This window comes from Vogesella aquatica, from assembly GCF_028548455.1.
In the GTDB taxonomy this organism is placed as follows: domain Bacteria; phylum Pseudomonadota; class Gammaproteobacteria; order Burkholderiales; family Chromobacteriaceae; genus Vogesella; species Vogesella aquatica.
This window is the reverse complement of record NZ_JAQQLF010000005.1, coordinates 1-15,338: the sequence shown is the minus strand read 5'-3', so window position 1 is coordinate 15,338 and position 15,338 is coordinate 1. Positions and strand designations below refer to the sequence as shown.

Below are 15,338 nucleotides of genomic sequence, written 5' to 3'. Positions count from 1 at the left end.
CTGGGCTGGCCAGCAATGGTGCTGTTGCCGGCCAGACCCAACAGAAAGGCGGGCATGACCACCATCGTCGTAGTGAGCAAGGGGGCAGAGATTGCCATCGCCGCAGACAGCCAGACCACCTTTGGCGACGACCAGAAGCTGCTGGCTGCCTACGATGTGTACAGCAACAAGATCTTCAAGCTGGGCGACAGCTACCTGGCCATTGCCGGCTCGGCGGCGCACGACCTGGTATTGCAATCGGCACTGAAAGGCATGAAATCGCGCGATTTCGGCAGCCGTGCCGGCTTGTTCGAAACTTTTCGCAAGATTCACCCCAAGCTGAAAGACCACTTCTATCTGCGCCCGGAAGAAGAGGAAGACGACCCGTACGAGTCCAGCCAGATGATGGTGCTAGTGGCTAATGCCAATGGCATTTTTGGTGTTTACCCCATGCGCGAGGTGTACCAGTTTGCCCGTTACTGGGCCATAGGCTCGGGGCGCAAGTTTGCCATGGGCGCCATGCACGCCCTGTTTGATACCGACATGACGGCCGGCCAGATTGCCGAAGCGGCTATCCGTGCCGGCTGCGAGTTCGACGCCAGCTCCGCACTGCCGTTGACGATTCACACTATTCAGAAAGAAAAGGACACCCGCTCATGAGCCAACACAACACGCTGCAACGCTTCCTGTTTGACGGCATACCTGTGCGTGGCGCACTGGTACGCATGGACAGCGCCTGGCAAGAGGTGATGGCGCGCCATCAATACCCGCCGGCTATCCGCCATGTGCTGGGCCAGATGCTGGCGGCCAGCAGCCTGCTGGCGGCCAACCTGAAGTTTGACGGCACGCTGATCATGCAGCTGCACGGCAAGGGCGCGTTGCGCCTGGCTGTGGCCGAATGTACCAACGACCGCACGGTACGAGCTACCGCCCGCTTTGACGATGGTATTGCCGATGCCCCGCTGGCCGAACTGCTGGGCGAAGGCGGCACCTTTGTCATTACGCTGGAGCCTAAAGACGGCGAGCCGTGGCAGGGTATTGTGGCGCTGGAAGGCGACAGCATTGCCGCCATGCTGCAAAACTACATGCTGCGTTCCGAGCAGCTGGAAACCCATCTGGTGCTGGCCTGTAACGACGAGACTGCCGCCGGCCTGCTGCTGCAGCGCCTGCCCGATGGCCATGGCGATGCCGAAGGTTGGCCGCACGTTAAAGCGCTGGCGGGAACCCTGCAGCAGGACGAGCTGCTGAAACTGGACGCACTGGATATCCTGTACCGCCTGTACCACCAGGACGCGGTGCGCATTTTCGACCCGGCCCAGGTCAGCTTTGCCTGCAACTGCAGCGCCGAGCGCGTGGGCGATATGCTGAAGCTGCTGGGCGGCGAAGAGGTAGCCAGCGTGGTGCTGGAGCAGGGCAGCATAGAGGTGGGCTGCGAATACTGCGGCCAACGTTACGTATTTGACGACGAAGACGTGAACACGCTGTTCGGTATGGATGTGGTGGCCGCGGTGCGCGCCGAGCAGCAGCGCCACTAGCCAGCACCACAGTAAAACAAAAACCCGCCAGCTGGCGGGTTTTTGTTTGCGTGGCTTACAGGCCGGCGTGGATGCGGTCGTGCATTTCATCCACCCAGTCTTCGAACTCCACCTCGTGCATGCCCAGGTAGGCGATCAGCTCTTCTGCGCGGTCTTTCCAGCCCGGGTCGCCATTCTGGTCGGTGCTGGTGCGCCAGATGTGCTGCGCGGCGCGGGCAACGGCAATCATCATCTTGTGGCTGTGGTCCAGCAGCTCGTCGTTGCTGTCCTGGAACAGGTCCGGGTTGTGCTGCAGCAAGATGGCCTGGCCAAAGTCTTCCGGCATGTTCCAGGTACGTGCTACCAGGTAGCCCACCACGTCGTGGCTGGTGCCATGGAACTCCTGCTCGATCTTGCTGATCTGGCGGTCGCGCGCCTGGGTAATCAGGCGCAGCGTACGCTCGTAGTTGGGGTAGCGCATCAGCATCACGGCGATGCCGCAGCTGCGGAATAGCGCAAAGCTCTGGCATTCGTCCGCCGGGCGGCCCAGTTTTTCACACAGGCTGGCAGCGATGGACGCCTCGTGCATGGTGCGTTCCCAGAACTGCTCGATGACCGGCGGGTTCTGGCTGGTTAGCGTCAGGCGTAGCAACAGGCCGTGCACCAGGTGAATGATATTGCGTTCGCCCAGCAGGTTTACTGCCTGCAGTATGGATGTCAGGGTACGGCCACTACCAAAAAACGGGCTGTTGGCCGCTTTCAGGATGGCGGCAGACAGCCCCAGGTCGCTGCCGATGATGTCGGCCACGTCCATCAGGCTCATGTCCGGGTTGCTACGCAGGGCGACCAGCTTGTCCAGGATTTCGGGACGAGGCGGAATCACCAGGTTGCGCACCAGATCGGCTGTGGTATTGGCGTCGAATTGAGGGACCTTCATTGCTAAGGATCCGGTATAGGCTGGGTTATAGGAATTTCAACTCATTCTAGCAGTGAAGGCGGGGTATTTCATGGCGAAATCAGTATCTGGATCACCTTTTTTGCAAGTGAGTCCGGATGGGCTGTAATGCGCAGCACGTGCTGCATGGCCGCGTGCGGCGGGCGATGCACGGCAACGCCTTGAAGCCACAGCGCTTTTTGGCGCGCCAGCGCCGTGTCGGCGTCCGGGTAGACGATCGCCAGGAAATTGGTGTGCGACGGGATGATGCGCAGCCCGCCTTGCTGCAGCGCCTGTTGCAGCTGGTCGCGTAGCGCCAGCGTGTCGGCAATCAGCCGCTGGCTGCATTCGGGCTGGTCCAGCGCGGCGACCGCAGCGGCTTGTGCCACGCTGGAGGTGCCGTACTGGGTGCGGATCTGGTCGGCCTTGGCCACCCATTCGGCCGGTGCCAGCGCATAGCCGATGCGCAGGCCGGCCAGGCCGTGCGCTTTGGACAGCGTGCGCAGGCGGGCGGTATCGGGCAGTGTGCCCTGGCGCTCGGCCTGGTCGCAAAAGTCGATATAGGCCTCGTCCAGCAGCAGGAAGGTGTCGGCCGGCAGCGCAGCGCGCAGCGCGGTGACCTCGGCCAAGGGCAGGTAGCTGCCGGTCGGGTTATCGGGGTTGGCCAGGTATAGCAGCGCGGCCTGGTGCTGCTGCACGGCGGCCAGCAGGGCGGGCAGGTCATTCACCAGGCTGTCGCCGTGCTGCGCATAGGGCACTTCCACCACGCGGGCGCCCACGCCTTCGGCAAAGTAGCGGAAGGTGGGGTAGGTGCCGGCGGTGCACACCACCACGTCGCCCGGCGAAACGCGGGCACGCAGGAAGAGCGCGATCAGGCTGTCGGCGCCGGCATCCACCACCACGTTGGCCGCCTCCACGCCGTTGAGCGCCGCGGCGCGCTGGCGGATGGCGCCTGCGTACGGGTCCGGGTATAGCCGCGCCAGTTCGTACAGCGCCTCGCCCCATTGCTGGCTGACGGTGTGGCCGGCGATGGCCATGCTTTCGTTGGAGCCGATACGGCTGTCGATGCGGCGGCCGATCAGCGCTTCCAGCCTGGGTAGGCCGGGAAACGGGTTGGCGATGGTGACGTCTTGCAGGTGGCGGGCGTAGCGTGGCATGGCGGTATCCATAAAAGCTGATGGCATGACACTAAGGCAAAACGCGCCGGCGCGCCATGCCGGTTATGCATAAGCAAAGAACGCGGCCAAGGTATCGGCCAGTGCGGCGGGTTGCTCCCACTGGATCATGTGGCCGGCGTCGGCGATGGTGGTTTCTGTCAGCGTGGCAAAGCAGGCGCGGCGCTCTGGCAGCGTATCGAATACGCCCTTGGCCATGGGGTGGTCCCACATATCGCCGCCTATCACCCACAATACCGGCGCGCTGATGTGCTGCCAGCAGGCTTTGGCTTCTTCCAGCCGGTACAGCGCCGGGTTTACCATCTTGTGGCGTGGGTCGGCGCGGTATTGCCACTGGCCGTGTTGCTGCTGGCACAGCGCGGCAGCCATGTGCTGCGCGTAAGGCAGCGCCATGCGCGGGTTGCGCGCCTGCAGTTTGGCGGCCACGTCATCCAGGCTGCCCACGGTGCTAAAGGCCGGAGCTTGCTGTTTTTCGCGCAGCCAGCGCGCGTAGCGGCCCGGTGCCTCGGCCGGGCGGGTGGCGGCCAGACCAAAGCCTTCTACCAGCGCCAGCCGTGCCACGCGATCGGGGCGGATGCCGGCGTACAGGCCGGCTACCATCGCGCCCATGCTGTGGCCGACCAGGTTGGCCGCACGGTGCGGGCTGTAGTGCTGCAGCAGGGCGTCCAGGTCGGCCAGGTAGTCGGGCGAGTAATAGCTACCGTGGTTCCACGCGCTGTGGCCGAAGCCGCGCCAGTCTGGTGCCACGATCTGCCAGCCGCCTGCCAGGTGGTCGGCGACAAACTGGAACGTGTCGGCGCAATCCATCCAGCCGTGCAGCATCACCAGCAGGGGGGCATCGGGCTGGCCCCAGCGGCGGATATGGTAGGCGTGGCCATTGAAAGTATGCCACTCGCTGCGCGGCTGCTGCTGTGGCTGGTAGGGCAGGGTGGGGTGCATGCAGAATCGCAACCTGAATCAATCGGAGGCGCCTAGTGTACGCACAGGAGGAGACAGATGACGAGTAGCGACACCCGCCAGCGCCATGTACAGCGTGTTCTGCAGGTGGTGCATTACCTGTGGCAGCACCCGCAGCACGACACGCCGCTGGCGCTGCTGGCCGAGATGGCGCACTTTTCGCCCTATCACTTTCACCGCACCTACGTGGCGGTGATGGGCGAGAGCGTGCACGACACGCGCCAGCGTTTGCGCCTGCAGTTGGCCGCATTGGCGCTGCGGCGTCAGCCCGTGGTGCCTGTGCAGCAGATGGCGCAGCGGGCAGGTTATGGCAGCGCTGCCGCCTTTGTGCGTGCCTTCCGTCTAGCCTATGGCATGCCGCCGGGGCGCTATCGTCAGCACTGTGTCCTGCGCCTGCAAACCTTGTCCCGACTGGAGAATGCCATGTACACCCCCGAATTCCGTACCCTGGATCACGCCATGCCGCTAGCGGCCTTGCCGCACCGTGGCGATTACATGCAGATAGGCCAGGCGTTCGAGCGCCTGGGGGCGATGGCCCGCCCGTGGCTGGGGCCGGAGAGCCGCTGGTACGGCATCTATCTGGACGACCCGCGCGCGGTACCGGCCGGGCAGCTGCGTTCGGCAGCGTGCCTGACGCTACCGCCCGGCGTTAGCTTGCCGGGCGGGCTGGAGGCGTGGCGCATCGAGGCGGGGCGCTACGTGGTGATCTGCCATCGCGGCCCGTACAGCGAGCTGGAGCAGGCTTATGGCTGGCTGTACGGTGTGTGGCTGCCCGCCAGTGGCGAGCAGCTGGCCGACCGGCCGTGCGTGGAGGCGTACCTGAATTCGCCGCAGGATACCGCGCCGAAAGACCTGTTGACCGAAATCTGGGCGCCGCTGGTGTAGCTCGCCAGGCTGCTGCGTTTGCCGGTGCAGATACGTTTGGCGGTTGTTTGCTGTGTAGCCAAAGAAAAACCCCGCAGCGTGCTGCGGGATTTTTTGCGGCCAACCTTGGCGCGGGCTTAGCGGCCCACGTTGTAGTTTGGCGCTTCTTTGGTGATCTGTACGTCGTGCACGTGCGATTCACGCATACCGGCGGAAGTGATTTCCACAAAGCCGGCTTTCTCGTGCATCACGTCGATGCTAGGGCAACCCAGGTAGCCCATGGACGAGCGCAGGCCGCCCACCAGCTGGTGGATAACCTGGGCGATCGGGCCCTTGTACGGTACGCGGCCTTCGATGCCTTCCGGTACGAACTTGTCGGCTGCATTGGAGCTGTCCTGGAAGTAGCGGTCGGCCGAGCCCTGGCTCATGGCGCCCAGGCTGCCCATGCCGCGGTACGATTTGTACGAACGGCCCTGGAACAGTTCTACTTCGCCCGGTGCTTCTTCGGTGCCGGCAAACATGCCGCCCAGCATCACGGCGTTGCCGCCGGCTGCCAGTGCCTTGGAGATGTCACCGGAGAAACGGATGCCGCCGTCGGCGATCATCGGTACGCCGGTGCCTTTCAGGGCTTCGGATACATTGTGGATGGCGGTCAGCTGCGGTACGCCTACACCGGCCACGATACGGGTGGTGCAGATGGAGCCTGGGCCAATGCCCACTTTCACGCCGTCAGCGCCAGCGGCCACCAGGGCCAGGGCAGCTTCGGCAGTGGCAATGTTGCCGCCGATCACGTCTACTTGCGGGTAGGTTTCCTTCACCCACTTCACGCGGTCCAGTACGCCCTGGCTGTGGCCGTGGGCAGTATCCACCACGATCACGTCCACGCCGGCAGCCACCAGCGCTTTGACGCGCTCGTCGGTGTCGCCGCCAGTACCCACGGCAGCGCCTACGCGCAGGCGGCCCTGGTTGTCTTTGTTGGCGTTAGGGTGTTCGCTGGTCTTGATGATGTCCTTGACGGTGATCAGGCCTTTCAGCTCGAAGTCATCGCCAATCACCAGTACGCGTTCCAGACGGTGGGTGTGCATCAGCTCGCGGGCTTCTTCGATGCTGGCACCTTCCTTCACGGTAACCAGGCGCTCGCGCGGGGTCATGATGCTGGCTACCGGCTGATCCAGGCGGGTTTCGAAGCGCAGGTCACGGTTGGTCACGATGCCGACTACCTTGCCATCCTGGATCACCGGCAGGCCGGAGATCTTGTGCTGGCGGGTCAGCAGAACCAGGTCGCGTACCAGCATGTCCGGGGCGATGGTAATCGGGTCTTTCACCACACCACTTTCATGACGCTTTACCTTGGAAACTTCCAGGGCCTGTTTTTCAGCGCTCATGTTTTTGTGGATGATGCCGATGCCACCTTCCTGGGCCATGGCAATCGCCAGGCGCGACTCGGTCACGGTATCCATGGCGGCGGAAACCAGTGGCAGGTTCAGGCTGATGTTTCGGGTAAGACGGGTGTGGAGGGCAACGTCGCGCGGCAGTACTGCAGAATGGGCCGGGACGAGGAGAACGTCGTCGAAAGTGTAGGCTTTCTCGATGATGCGCATCTTCGCGTTTCCTTAGGCGGCAAAAACGCATTATACCGATCTGCTGCCCCAAGTGCAAAATGTGATGGCGGTTTTGCCTATAGTGTGCATGCAGTGTATAAAGTGGCCGTTTGCTGCCGATTGCAAAGACGGTTTTCATGAGAAAAGACATAGTGATAGCAGCGCTGCTGCTGGCTGCCAGTGGCATGGCCCAGGCCGAGGTCTACAAATGGGTAGATGCCAACGGCCGCGTGGTGTTTTCCGACCAGCCGCCACCTGGCAAAAAGGTAGACAAGGTGAAGGTTTACCCCGGCGGGGCGCAGCTGCCACGCCAGGCGGCCTCGGCCCCTGCTGATGCGGCGGCGGGGCAGTCTGCCGGCGGGCTGGACGCGGATGTGAAGGCGCTGAACGAGCGCATTGAAAGGCACAACCGCGACGTGAAGGCGCAAAACTGCAAAACTGCCCAGGCCAACCTGGCGGCGCTGGACCGTCCTGGTAGCAAGGCCGGCCGCGAAGACATGCTCAAACGTGCGCGCGAGGAAGTGCAGATCTGGTGCGGCAAGTAATGCAGCCTGCTTTTGATTACCGGCCGGTTCTGGCCAGCCTGCCCGGTTTGCCCGGGGTGTACCGTATGCTGGACGCCTCGGGCAATGTGCTTTACGTTGGCAAGGCTATCGACCTGAAAAAGCGCGTTAGCTCCTACTTCCAGAAAAACGACCTGAGCCCGCGCATCCAGCTGATGGTGGCGCAGATCGCCAGCATCGAAACCACGGTGGTACGTAGCGAGGCCGAAGCGCTGATCCTGGAAAACAACCTGATCAAGGCGCTGGCACCCAAGTACAACATCCTGTTTCGCGACGACAAGTCCTACCCTTATCTGATGCTGTCCGGCCACGCCTACCCGCAGCTGGCCTACTTTCGCGGCGACCCGAAAAAGCCGCATCAGTATTTTGGCCCCTATCCGAACGGCTACGCCGTGCGCGAAAGCATCCAGATACTGCAAAAAGTCTTCCGCTTGCGCAGCTGCGAAGACAGCGTATTCAGCAACCGCTCGCGCCCCTGCCTGTTATTCCAGATCAAGCGTTGCACCGCGCCCTGTACCGGCGAAATCAGCGCAGAGGACTACCGCGAAGACGTGCGCGGCGCCGTGGCTTTCTTGCAGGGCAAGCAGAACGAGCTGATCGACGCGCTGACCGAGCGCATGTTGGCCGCATCGGAATCGCTGGCGTTCGAGCAGGCGGCAGAGCTGCGCGACCAGATCCAGGCCCTGGCGCGGGTGCAAGAGAAGCAGTTCATCAGCAGTAATACCAGCCAGCTGGACGCCGACGTGGTGGCCATCGCGGCGCATGGCGGGCTGGTGTGCGTGAACCTGGTGATGATTCGTGGCGGGCGCCACCTGGGCGACAAGAGCTTTTTCCCGCAGAACGCCGACGAAGCCTCGCTGGCGGCCAACCTGGAAGCCTTCCTGGCGCAACATTATCTGGGTGTGCCGCTGCCTGCTGTGATCATCCATAACGAGCAGGTATCGCCCGAGCTGCAGGCGCTGTTGATCGAGCAGGCAGAAAAGCGCCTGGCTTTTGTGGGCAACCCGATCGGCGAGCGCCGTGTATGGCTGGAAATGGCCGAGAAAAACGCCCAGTTGGCCATCGGCCAGAAAATACTCAGCGTGGCCGGCCAGCAAAGCAGGTTGGCCGCACTGGCCGAGCTGATGGAAGTAGAGCAAGTAGCGCGGCTGGAGTGCTTCGATATCAGCCACACACTGGGCGAGGCCACGGTGGCCTCCTGCGTGGTGTACGACCGTGGCGGCATGCAGCCGTCGGAGTACCGCCGCTTCAATATCGAAACCGCCGCCGCAGGCGACGATTACGCCGCCATGCGCGAGGCGCTGACCCGCCGCTACAGCAGGTTGGCCGCAGAAGAAGGCAAGCTGCCCGACGTATTGCTGATCGACGGCGGCAAGGGGCAGGTGGGTGTGGCGCTGGAAGTGCTGGCCGAAGTCGGGGTGGATGTGCCCATCGTCGGGGTGGCGAAAGGCGAGGAGCGCAAGCCCGGTCTGGAAACGCTGATCGTGCCGCATCTGCAAAAGACGTTACAATTGCCGCGCGATCATGCCGCCCTGCACCTGATACAAACCGTGCGCGACGAGGCGCACCGCTTTGCCATTACCGGCCACCGCGCCAAACGGGCCAAAGCGCGTACCTCGTCTACGCTGGAAGACATCCCGGGTGTCGGCCCCACGCGCAGGCAGCGCCTGCTTACCCGTTTTGGCGGGTTGCGCGGGGTGGTGGCGGCCAGTATCGATGATCTGGCCCAAGTAGACGGTATCAGCCGCGCGCTGGCCGAAAAAATTCATAACGCACTGCACTAGCACACCCGAGCCGACACATGCCCTTTAACCTGCCCATTTTATTAACCTGGCTGCGCGTAGCCCTGATTCCCGTATGCGTGGCGGTGTTCTTTCTGCCGGATAGCGTGCTGCTGCAACATCACCGCAATAGCCTGGGGGCGTTCATCTTTGGCCTGGCGGCGGCGACCGACTGGCTGGATGGCTACCTGGCGCGTCGTCTGGGGCAGACCTCGGCCTTTGGCGCATTCCTGGACCCGGTGGCCGACAAACTCATCGTGGCCGCCGCGCTGATCTTGCTGGTAGAGCTGGGCCGGCTGGAAGGCTGGATGGCCATGATCATCATCGGCCGCGAAATTGCCATTTCGGCGCTGCGCGAGTGGATGGCCGAAATGGGCAGCCGTGGCAGTGTAGCCGTGGCCTATATCGGCAAGCTGAAAACCGCCGCCCAGATGGTGGCGATTTTGCTGCTGCTGTACGCAGGCCCGCTGGTGCCAGGGCTGAGCACCATGCTGGCAGGAAAATTGTTCATGATTGTCGCTGTCATATTGACTTTGTGGTCAATGGTTTACTACCTGCAGATGGCGGCGCGCGAATTCTCGGGCAAAAAAATTGATGTTTGAGTGTTGACACTCCCGAAAAGATCATTATAATTTGCCTTCTCTTAACGACGCAGCGACGGAAACGACGCAGCGGTCATTAAGAAAAACCAAGTTTTATGCGGGAATAGCTCAGTTGGTAGAGCGCAACCTTGCCAAGGTTGAGGTCGCGAGTTCGAGCCTCGTTTCCCGCTCCATAAAACTTGAGCAGCACCATGCGACGCGGGAATAGCTCAGTTGGTAGAGCGCAACCTTGCCAAGGTTGAGGTCGCGAGTTCGAGCCTCGTTTCCCGCTCCATAAAATTTAAGCAGTACCATGCGACGCGGGAATAGCTCAGTTGGTAGAGCGCAACCTTGCCAAGGTTGAGGTCGCGAGTTCGAGCCTCGTTTCCCGCTCCATACAATTTAAGCAGTACCATGCGACGCGGGAATAGCTCAGTTGGTAGAGCGCAACCTTGCCAAGGTTGAGGTCGCGAGTTCGAGCCTCGTTTCCCGCTCCATACAATTTAAGCAGCACCATGCGACGCGGGAATAGCTCAGTTGGTAGAGCGCAACCTTGCCAAGGTTGAGGTCGCGAGTTCGAGCCTCGTTTCCCGCTCCACAGATTGTTCAAATTGTTTGAATAAGTTAGTATTCAGGCAATCAAGTTTTGGCGCGGTAGCAAAGCGGTTATGCCCCGGATTGCAAATCCGGTCAGTCCGGTTCGACTCCGGACCGCGCCTCCAGATAAAGCCCGGTAGATCAATGATCTACCGGGCTTTTCTCATTTCATCCTGCCAAACTGCCACCTGATCGGGCGCTGCCATCGAGGCCTTGCCTGGGCTTTATCACGTAGAGGTGGCAAGCCACCGCGCTTGCGGCGCATCGCCGTTGTGCGCTTGCTGACGGGGCGCGGCGGGGCTAGGGCCAGTATCCAGCTGTGCAATGGGCGCTTGTATTGCCATTCTTAAAGATGTATATTTTGCACATCTTAATGTTGCAGGCGCCGAACCAAGTTGTGGCGCCAGCTTTTTACCCTTGAAGATGCATTTATAATTCATCTATTGGAGCCCGCCATGCTGGATCAAGCCACCCGCCAACTCGTCAAAGCCACCGCACCCGTACTCAAAACCCACGGTGTCACGCTTACCCGCCACTTTTATGCCCGCATGTTCCAGCACAATCCGGAGCTGAAGCAGATCTTTAACCAGGGCCACCAGCAGGCCGGTAGCCAGCAGCAAGCACTGGCGATGGCGGTGGCGGCCTACGCCGAGCATATCGATAACCCGTCGGTGCTGGCGCCGGTGCTGACGCTGGTGGCCAATAAGCACGCCAGCCTGGGCATTCGCGCCGAGCATTACCCCGTCGTAGGCCGCCATTTACTGGCGTCCATTGCCGAAGTGCTGGGCGACGCGGCCGATGACGCCTTGCTGGCCGCCTGGGGCGCAGCCTACGGCCAGCTGGCCGACCTGCTGATTGCCGAAGAAGCGGCGCTATACCAGCAGGCCGCCACGCAGGCGGGGGGCTGGAGCGGCTGGCGTGCCTGCCGTGTGGTGCGCAAGGTGGCAGAAAGCAGCGAAATCACGTCGTTTTATCTGCAGCCGGCCGATGGCGGCAGCTTGCCGGTGTGGTTGCCGGGCCAGTACGTTACCGTGCGCGTGGCGGTGCCGCAGCTGGGCATCATGCAGCCGCGCCAGTACAGCCTGTCGTCGGCACCGGGTGGCAGCGCGCTGCGTATTTCGGTCAAGCGCGAAGCCGCCACGGCGGATAGCCCGGCTGGCATGGTGTCCAATGTGCTGCACGACACGGTAGAGGAGGGCGCGCTGATCGACGTGGCGCCGCCGATGGGCGACTTCTGGCTGGATACCGCGGCCGATACGCCGGCGGTGTTGATCAGCGCCGGCGTCGGCATTACCCCGATGATGGCCATGCTGGACGCGCTGCTGCAGGCCGGCCAACCGCGCCCGGTGCAGTTCCTGCACGCGTGTCGCAGCCCGTCGGTACAGGCGTTTGGCACGCACCTGGCCAATCTGGCGGCCGAATACCCGCAACTGCAGCTGGCACTATGGTACGAGCAGGCCGACAGCTTGCCGGCGCACGGCGCAGTGGCCAGCCAGCTTGGCCGCATGCAGCTGGGTGCGGCCAACGTGCTGCCGGATGCGCATTACTATCTGTGCGGCCCGCTGGCCTTCATGCAGGCGCAGCAAGCCAGCCTGCTGGCACTGGGCGTACCTGCGGCCAACCTCCACGCCGAAGCCTTCGGCACCGGCGGTAACGGCCTGGGCTAAGCAGGTGTTGCCTGCCGCCTGGTTTTGTCAGCCGGCGGCAGGCAGCGTATGCTGCGTACTGTTTTCACGCTGCCTACCGTTATGCAACTTACCCAGTTTACCGACCTGGGCCTGCGCGTCCTGATGTACCTCAGCTATCAGGAGCGCGAGCAGCCCGTCACCATCGCCGAAATCGCCGAACGCTTTGCCATCTCGCGCAACCACCTGATGAAAGTGGTGCACGCCATGGCGCAGCAGGGCTGGCTGGCCACCACCCGCGGCAAAGGCGGCGGCCTGGCGCTGGCCATGCCGGCCGATCAGTACCGGCTGGGGCAGGTGATCCGCCAGCTGGAACAGATTACGGTGCTGATCGATTGCGCCCAGCCGCCCTGTGCGCTGCGCGGCCAGTGCCGGCTGAAAGGCGTGCTGGACGAGGCGCTGGCGGCCTTCTTTACCGTGCTGGACCGCTACACGCTGGCCGACGTGGTGGCGCAGCCCACTGGCCAGGCCATTGCCATCCTGCACCGGCTGGGTAGTGCCGGCCTGCCGCCTGCTGGCAACAGCTAAGCGCTTGGCTACCGGCTGCGCTCTATAAAGGTGGCATAGCCAGCCAAGGTTGGCCGCAGATGTTGCTGCATGGGGCTTGAGGCAAATTAAAACGCGTGTTTAACTGTGGGCCAGCGCTGCCGCCAAGGCAGCCGGCAAGGGCCGCAGAGCCCCCCGCCCACACCAACACGAGGAATTCCCCATGCTGCACGGTACCCCGCGCAAAGTCGCCATCGTCGGCGCCAATCGTATCCCCTTCGCCCGCTCCGGCACCGCCTACAGCCAGCTGTCCAACCGCACCATGCTCACCGACACCCTCAAAGGCCTGGTGGAAAAATGCGGCCTGCAAGGCCTGCTGCTGGGCGAGGTGGTGGGCGGCGCGGTGATGAAACACGCCCGCGACTGGAATATGGTGCGCGAATGCGTACTGTCCAGCGGCCTGCACCCCCACACCCCGGCCTACGACATCCAGCAAGCCTGTGGCACCGGGCTGGAGGCCACCATCCTGGTGGCCAACAAGATCGCGCTGGGCCAGATCGAGGCCGGCATCGCCTGCGGTACCGACACCACCTCCGACGCACCGGTGGCCGTTAGCCGCGGCCTGCAGCGCGCGCTGATGGACATCAACGCCGCCCGCAGCACCGCCGACAAGCTCAAGCTGCTGCCACGCCTGCTGAACCCGGCCAACCTCAAGCCCGAGCTGCCGGCCAACGCCGAGCCGCGCACCGGCAAGAGCATGGGCCAGCACGCCGAAATCACCGCCCAGCGCTACGGTATTACCCGCCAGGCGCAAGACGCGCTGGCGCTGGCCAGCCACCAGAAGCTGGCCGCCGCCTACGACCGCGGCTTCTTCGACGACCTGGTCATGCCCTACCACGGCCTGCAGCGCGACAACAACCTGCGCCCCGACAGCAGCCTGGACAAAATAGCCAAGCTCGCGCCGGCCTTTGCCCGCAACGGCGGCACCATTACCGCGGCCAACGCCTCGCCGCTGACCGACGGCGCCTCCGCCGTGCTGCTGGCCAGCGAAGACTGGGCCCGCGCCCACAACCTGCCCATCCTGGCCTACATCACCGCCGGCGAAGTGGCCGCCGTCGACTACATCGACGAACGCGAAGGCCTGCTGATGGCGCCGGCCTACGCTATCCCGCGCATGCTGCAAAAGCACGGCCTGGCGCTACAGGATTTCGACTTCTACGAAATCCACGAAGCCTTCGCCGCCGTGGTGCTGTGCACGCTGGCGGCGTGGGAGTCCGACGACTTCTGCCAGAGCAAGCTGGGCTTGCCCGCCGCGCTGGGCAGCATCGACCGCAGCCGCCTCAACGTGAACGGCAGCTCCATCGCCGCCGGCCACCCGTTTGCCGCCACCGGCGGCCGGGTGGTGGCCACGCTGGCCAAACTGCTGGCCGAAAAAGGCAGCGGCCGTGGCCTGATCAGCATCTGCGCCGCCGGCGGCCAGGGCGTCACCGCCATTCTGGAACGCTAAACCGCTACGTGTCGCAGCGCAGGGCAGGGCGGCCAGTGCAGCCAGGGTTGGCCGCCGCCCACGCCGCCGGCATTGCCGCAAGGCCCGCTTTCGGCTAGAATCTGCACCCTGTCTGTGCCTCGGTGGTGAAATTGGTAGACACAAGGGACTTAAAATCCCTCGACCTTACGGTTGTGCCGGTTCGACCCCGGCCCGAGGCACCACAAAGCAACAAGGCTTACCGCTGCGGTAAGCCTTTTTGTTTGCCTGTTGCGGCCACGGCGCCGCCTTCCTCCGCCCGTTCCGGGCAGCCTTACGCCGTTATGCCCGCCGCCGTCCGTGACGCTGCCGACGGCTGGTTCAGCCCGATACAGCAGCCAAACGGGTCTTTCAGCATCGCCGCTTGCGCGCCCAGGCTGGTAGTCATCGGCCCGCGATAGCGCGTGGCGCCAGCCGCCTCCAGCTGCGCCATACTGTGCGCCAGGTTGGCCACCTCCCAGTACACCGTGGTGCCGCTAATGCCGCCCGGGCTTTTCTCATCTGCCGGGTGAAAGCCCAGCAGCACACCCGGCCCGCGCACAAAGGCGTAGTGCGGGTTTTCGTATTGCACCTGCGCCCCCAGCCGCTCGGCGTACCACGCTGCCGCGGTGTGGATGTCGGACACAAAAAAGATCATGGATTCGACGGCTTTCAGCATGGTGGGGCCTCATTGGTGAGTGGCAGGGTTGCCCCGTATAGGGCACCGCTAGCCTTGGTAAGCCTGCGGCGCATCTTGCCGCAGGATGGTGGGTGATGCACTTTGTGACAGCAGCACGCCGTCACGGTGGGGTCACGGGTAGGATTTGATGTCGTCACTCGGGTATCGGGACCATCTGGCGAAGTCCTCGTCAGCGTGGCGCTCCAGTACGGCGTCGGGTTCGTTGCGGATGTTCCATGCGTAGTTGAGGTGGTGATACGCATGTGCCAGGTCGAGTTTCAGTTCGACTTCTTCATAATCAGGGTCAAGTAGCGATTTCTCGGGCGTGTACTGAATTTTGTGTAAACGGACATTTGGCAGGAAACTGCTACCTAGTCTGGAGGCACAATGAGCTCGAAAAATCACAACGTACCTGACGCACTACTGGACAGCTTGCTG

At 63.1% G+C, this 15,338-nt stretch carries 14 protein-coding genes and 7 tRNA genes; 16 read left to right on the top strand and 5 right to left on the bottom strand.

The window, feature by feature from the left end:
- Positions 1-54 precede the first annotated feature (54 nt).
- Together PQU95_RS04240 and hslO are read left to right on the top strand one after the other, a co-directional pair.
- Entirely contained in the window at positions 55-639 is a 585-nt protein-coding gene (locus PQU95_RS04240) for an Ntn hydrolase family protein (RefSeq protein ID WP_272750837.1), read from the top strand.
- Entirely contained in the window at positions 636-1,514 is an 879-nt protein-coding gene (gene hslO / locus PQU95_RS04235) for an Hsp33 family molecular chaperone HslO (protein ID WP_272750836.1), read from the top strand. The genes PQU95_RS04240 and hslO overlap by 4 nt, the downstream gene beginning before the upstream one ends.
- A 55-nt stretch (positions 1,515-1,569) precedes the next feature.
- On the opposite strand, the gene PQU95_RS04230 is transcribed toward hslO, so the two are convergent.
- The 3 genes from PQU95_RS04230 to PQU95_RS04220 form a co-directional block, all read right to left on the bottom strand.
- Positions 1,570-2,430 (bottom strand): HDOD domain-containing protein, encoded by an 861-nt coding sequence (locus tag PQU95_RS04230; protein WP_272750835.1) that lies wholly within the window; start codon positions 2,428-2,430, stop codon positions 1,570-1,572.
- Between the two features lie 68 nt (positions 2,431-2,498).
- Positions 2,499-3,584, bottom strand: a complete 1,086-nt coding sequence (locus tag PQU95_RS04225; protein WP_272750834.1) for an aminotransferase class I/II-fold pyridoxal phosphate-dependent enzyme — start codon at positions 3,582-3,584, stop codon at positions 2,499-2,501.
- Positions 3,585-3,647: 63 nt separating this feature from the next.
- On the bottom strand, positions 3,648-4,541 hold the full coding sequence (locus PQU95_RS04220; protein WP_272750833.1) for an alpha/beta fold hydrolase: 894 nt from the start codon (positions 4,539-4,541) through the stop codon (positions 3,648-3,650).
- Between the two features lie 57 nt (positions 4,542-4,598).
- Between PQU95_RS04220 and PQU95_RS04215 the strand changes: the two genes are divergently transcribed.
- Entirely contained in the window at positions 4,599-5,444 is an 846-nt protein-coding gene (locus PQU95_RS04215) for an AraC family transcriptional regulator (RefSeq protein ID WP_272750832.1), read from the top strand.
- A gap of 116 nt (positions 5,445-5,560) precedes the next feature.
- Here PQU95_RS04215 and guaB read toward each other — a convergent pair whose 3' ends face one another.
- On the bottom strand, positions 5,561-7,024 hold the full coding sequence (gene guaB / locus PQU95_RS04210) for an IMP dehydrogenase (protein ID WP_227304244.1): 1,464 nt from the start codon (positions 7,022-7,024) through the stop codon (positions 5,561-5,563).
- Positions 7,025-7,161: 137 nt separating this feature from the next.
- On the opposite strand from guaB, the gene PQU95_RS04205 reads away from it, so the two are divergent.
- From PQU95_RS04205 to PQU95_RS04145, 13 genes are all read left to right on the top strand, one after another.
- A complete protein-coding gene (locus tag PQU95_RS04205) occupies positions 7,162-7,569 on the top strand; it encodes a DUF4124 domain-containing protein (protein WP_272750831.1) in 408 nt (135 codons plus the stop codon).
- Positions 7,569-9,371, top strand: coding sequence for an excinuclease ABC subunit UvrC (gene uvrC, locus PQU95_RS04200; RefSeq protein ID WP_272750830.1), 1,803 nt, complete (start codon positions 7,569-7,571; stop codon positions 9,369-9,371). The genes PQU95_RS04205 and uvrC overlap by 1 nt, the downstream gene beginning before the upstream one ends.
- 17 nt (positions 9,372-9,388) lie before the next feature.
- Entirely contained in the window at positions 9,389-9,970 is a 582-nt protein-coding gene (pgsA, locus tag PQU95_RS04195) for a CDP-diacylglycerol--glycerol-3-phosphate 3-phosphatidyltransferase (protein WP_272750829.1), read from the top strand.
- Positions 9,971-10,067: 97 nt separating this feature from the next.
- Positions 10,068-10,143 (top strand) — tRNA-Gly (locus PQU95_RS04190).
- Between the two features lie 25 nt (positions 10,144-10,168).
- Positions 10,169-10,244 (top strand) — tRNA-Gly (locus tag PQU95_RS04185).
- 25 nt (positions 10,245-10,269) lie between these two features.
- Positions 10,270-10,345 (top strand) — tRNA-Gly (locus PQU95_RS04180).
- Positions 10,346-10,370: 25 nt separating this feature from the next.
- Positions 10,371-10,446: transfer RNA gene (locus PQU95_RS04175), tRNA-Gly, on the top strand.
- 25 nt (positions 10,447-10,471) lie between these two features.
- Positions 10,472-10,547, top strand: a tRNA-Gly gene (locus PQU95_RS04170).
- A gap of 50 nt (positions 10,548-10,597) precedes the next feature.
- Positions 10,598-10,671: transfer RNA gene (locus PQU95_RS04165), tRNA-Cys, on the top strand.
- A gap of 330 nt (positions 10,672-11,001) precedes the next feature.
- Positions 11,002-12,213, top strand: a complete 1,212-nt coding sequence (gene hmpA / locus PQU95_RS04160; RefSeq protein ID WP_272750828.1) for an NO-inducible flavohemoprotein — start codon at positions 11,002-11,004, stop codon at positions 12,211-12,213.
- Positions 12,214-12,261: 48 nt separating this feature from the next.
- Positions 12,262-12,759: an RrF2 family transcriptional regulator gene (locus PQU95_RS04155; protein ID WP_272750827.1), complete on the top strand. Its 498-nt coding sequence runs from the start codon at positions 12,262-12,264 to the stop codon at positions 12,757-12,759.
- A gap of 181 nt (positions 12,760-12,940) precedes the next feature.
- Positions 12,941-14,224: an acetyl-CoA C-acetyltransferase gene (locus tag PQU95_RS04150; RefSeq protein ID WP_272750826.1), complete on the top strand. Its 1,284-nt coding sequence runs from the start codon at positions 12,941-12,943 to the stop codon at positions 14,222-14,224.
- A 116-nt stretch (positions 14,225-14,340) separates the two neighbouring features.
- A tRNA-Leu gene (locus PQU95_RS04145) sits at positions 14,341-14,427 on the top strand.
- A gap of 89 nt (positions 14,428-14,516) precedes the next feature.
- Here PQU95_RS04145 and PQU95_RS04140 read toward each other — a convergent pair.
- Positions 14,517-14,900 carry a VOC family protein gene (locus PQU95_RS04140; protein WP_272750825.1) on the bottom strand — a complete coding sequence of 128 codons (384 nt, stop codon included), beginning with the start codon at positions 14,898-14,900 and terminating at the stop codon, positions 14,517-14,519.
- Positions 14,901-15,338: the final 438 nt, after the last annotated feature.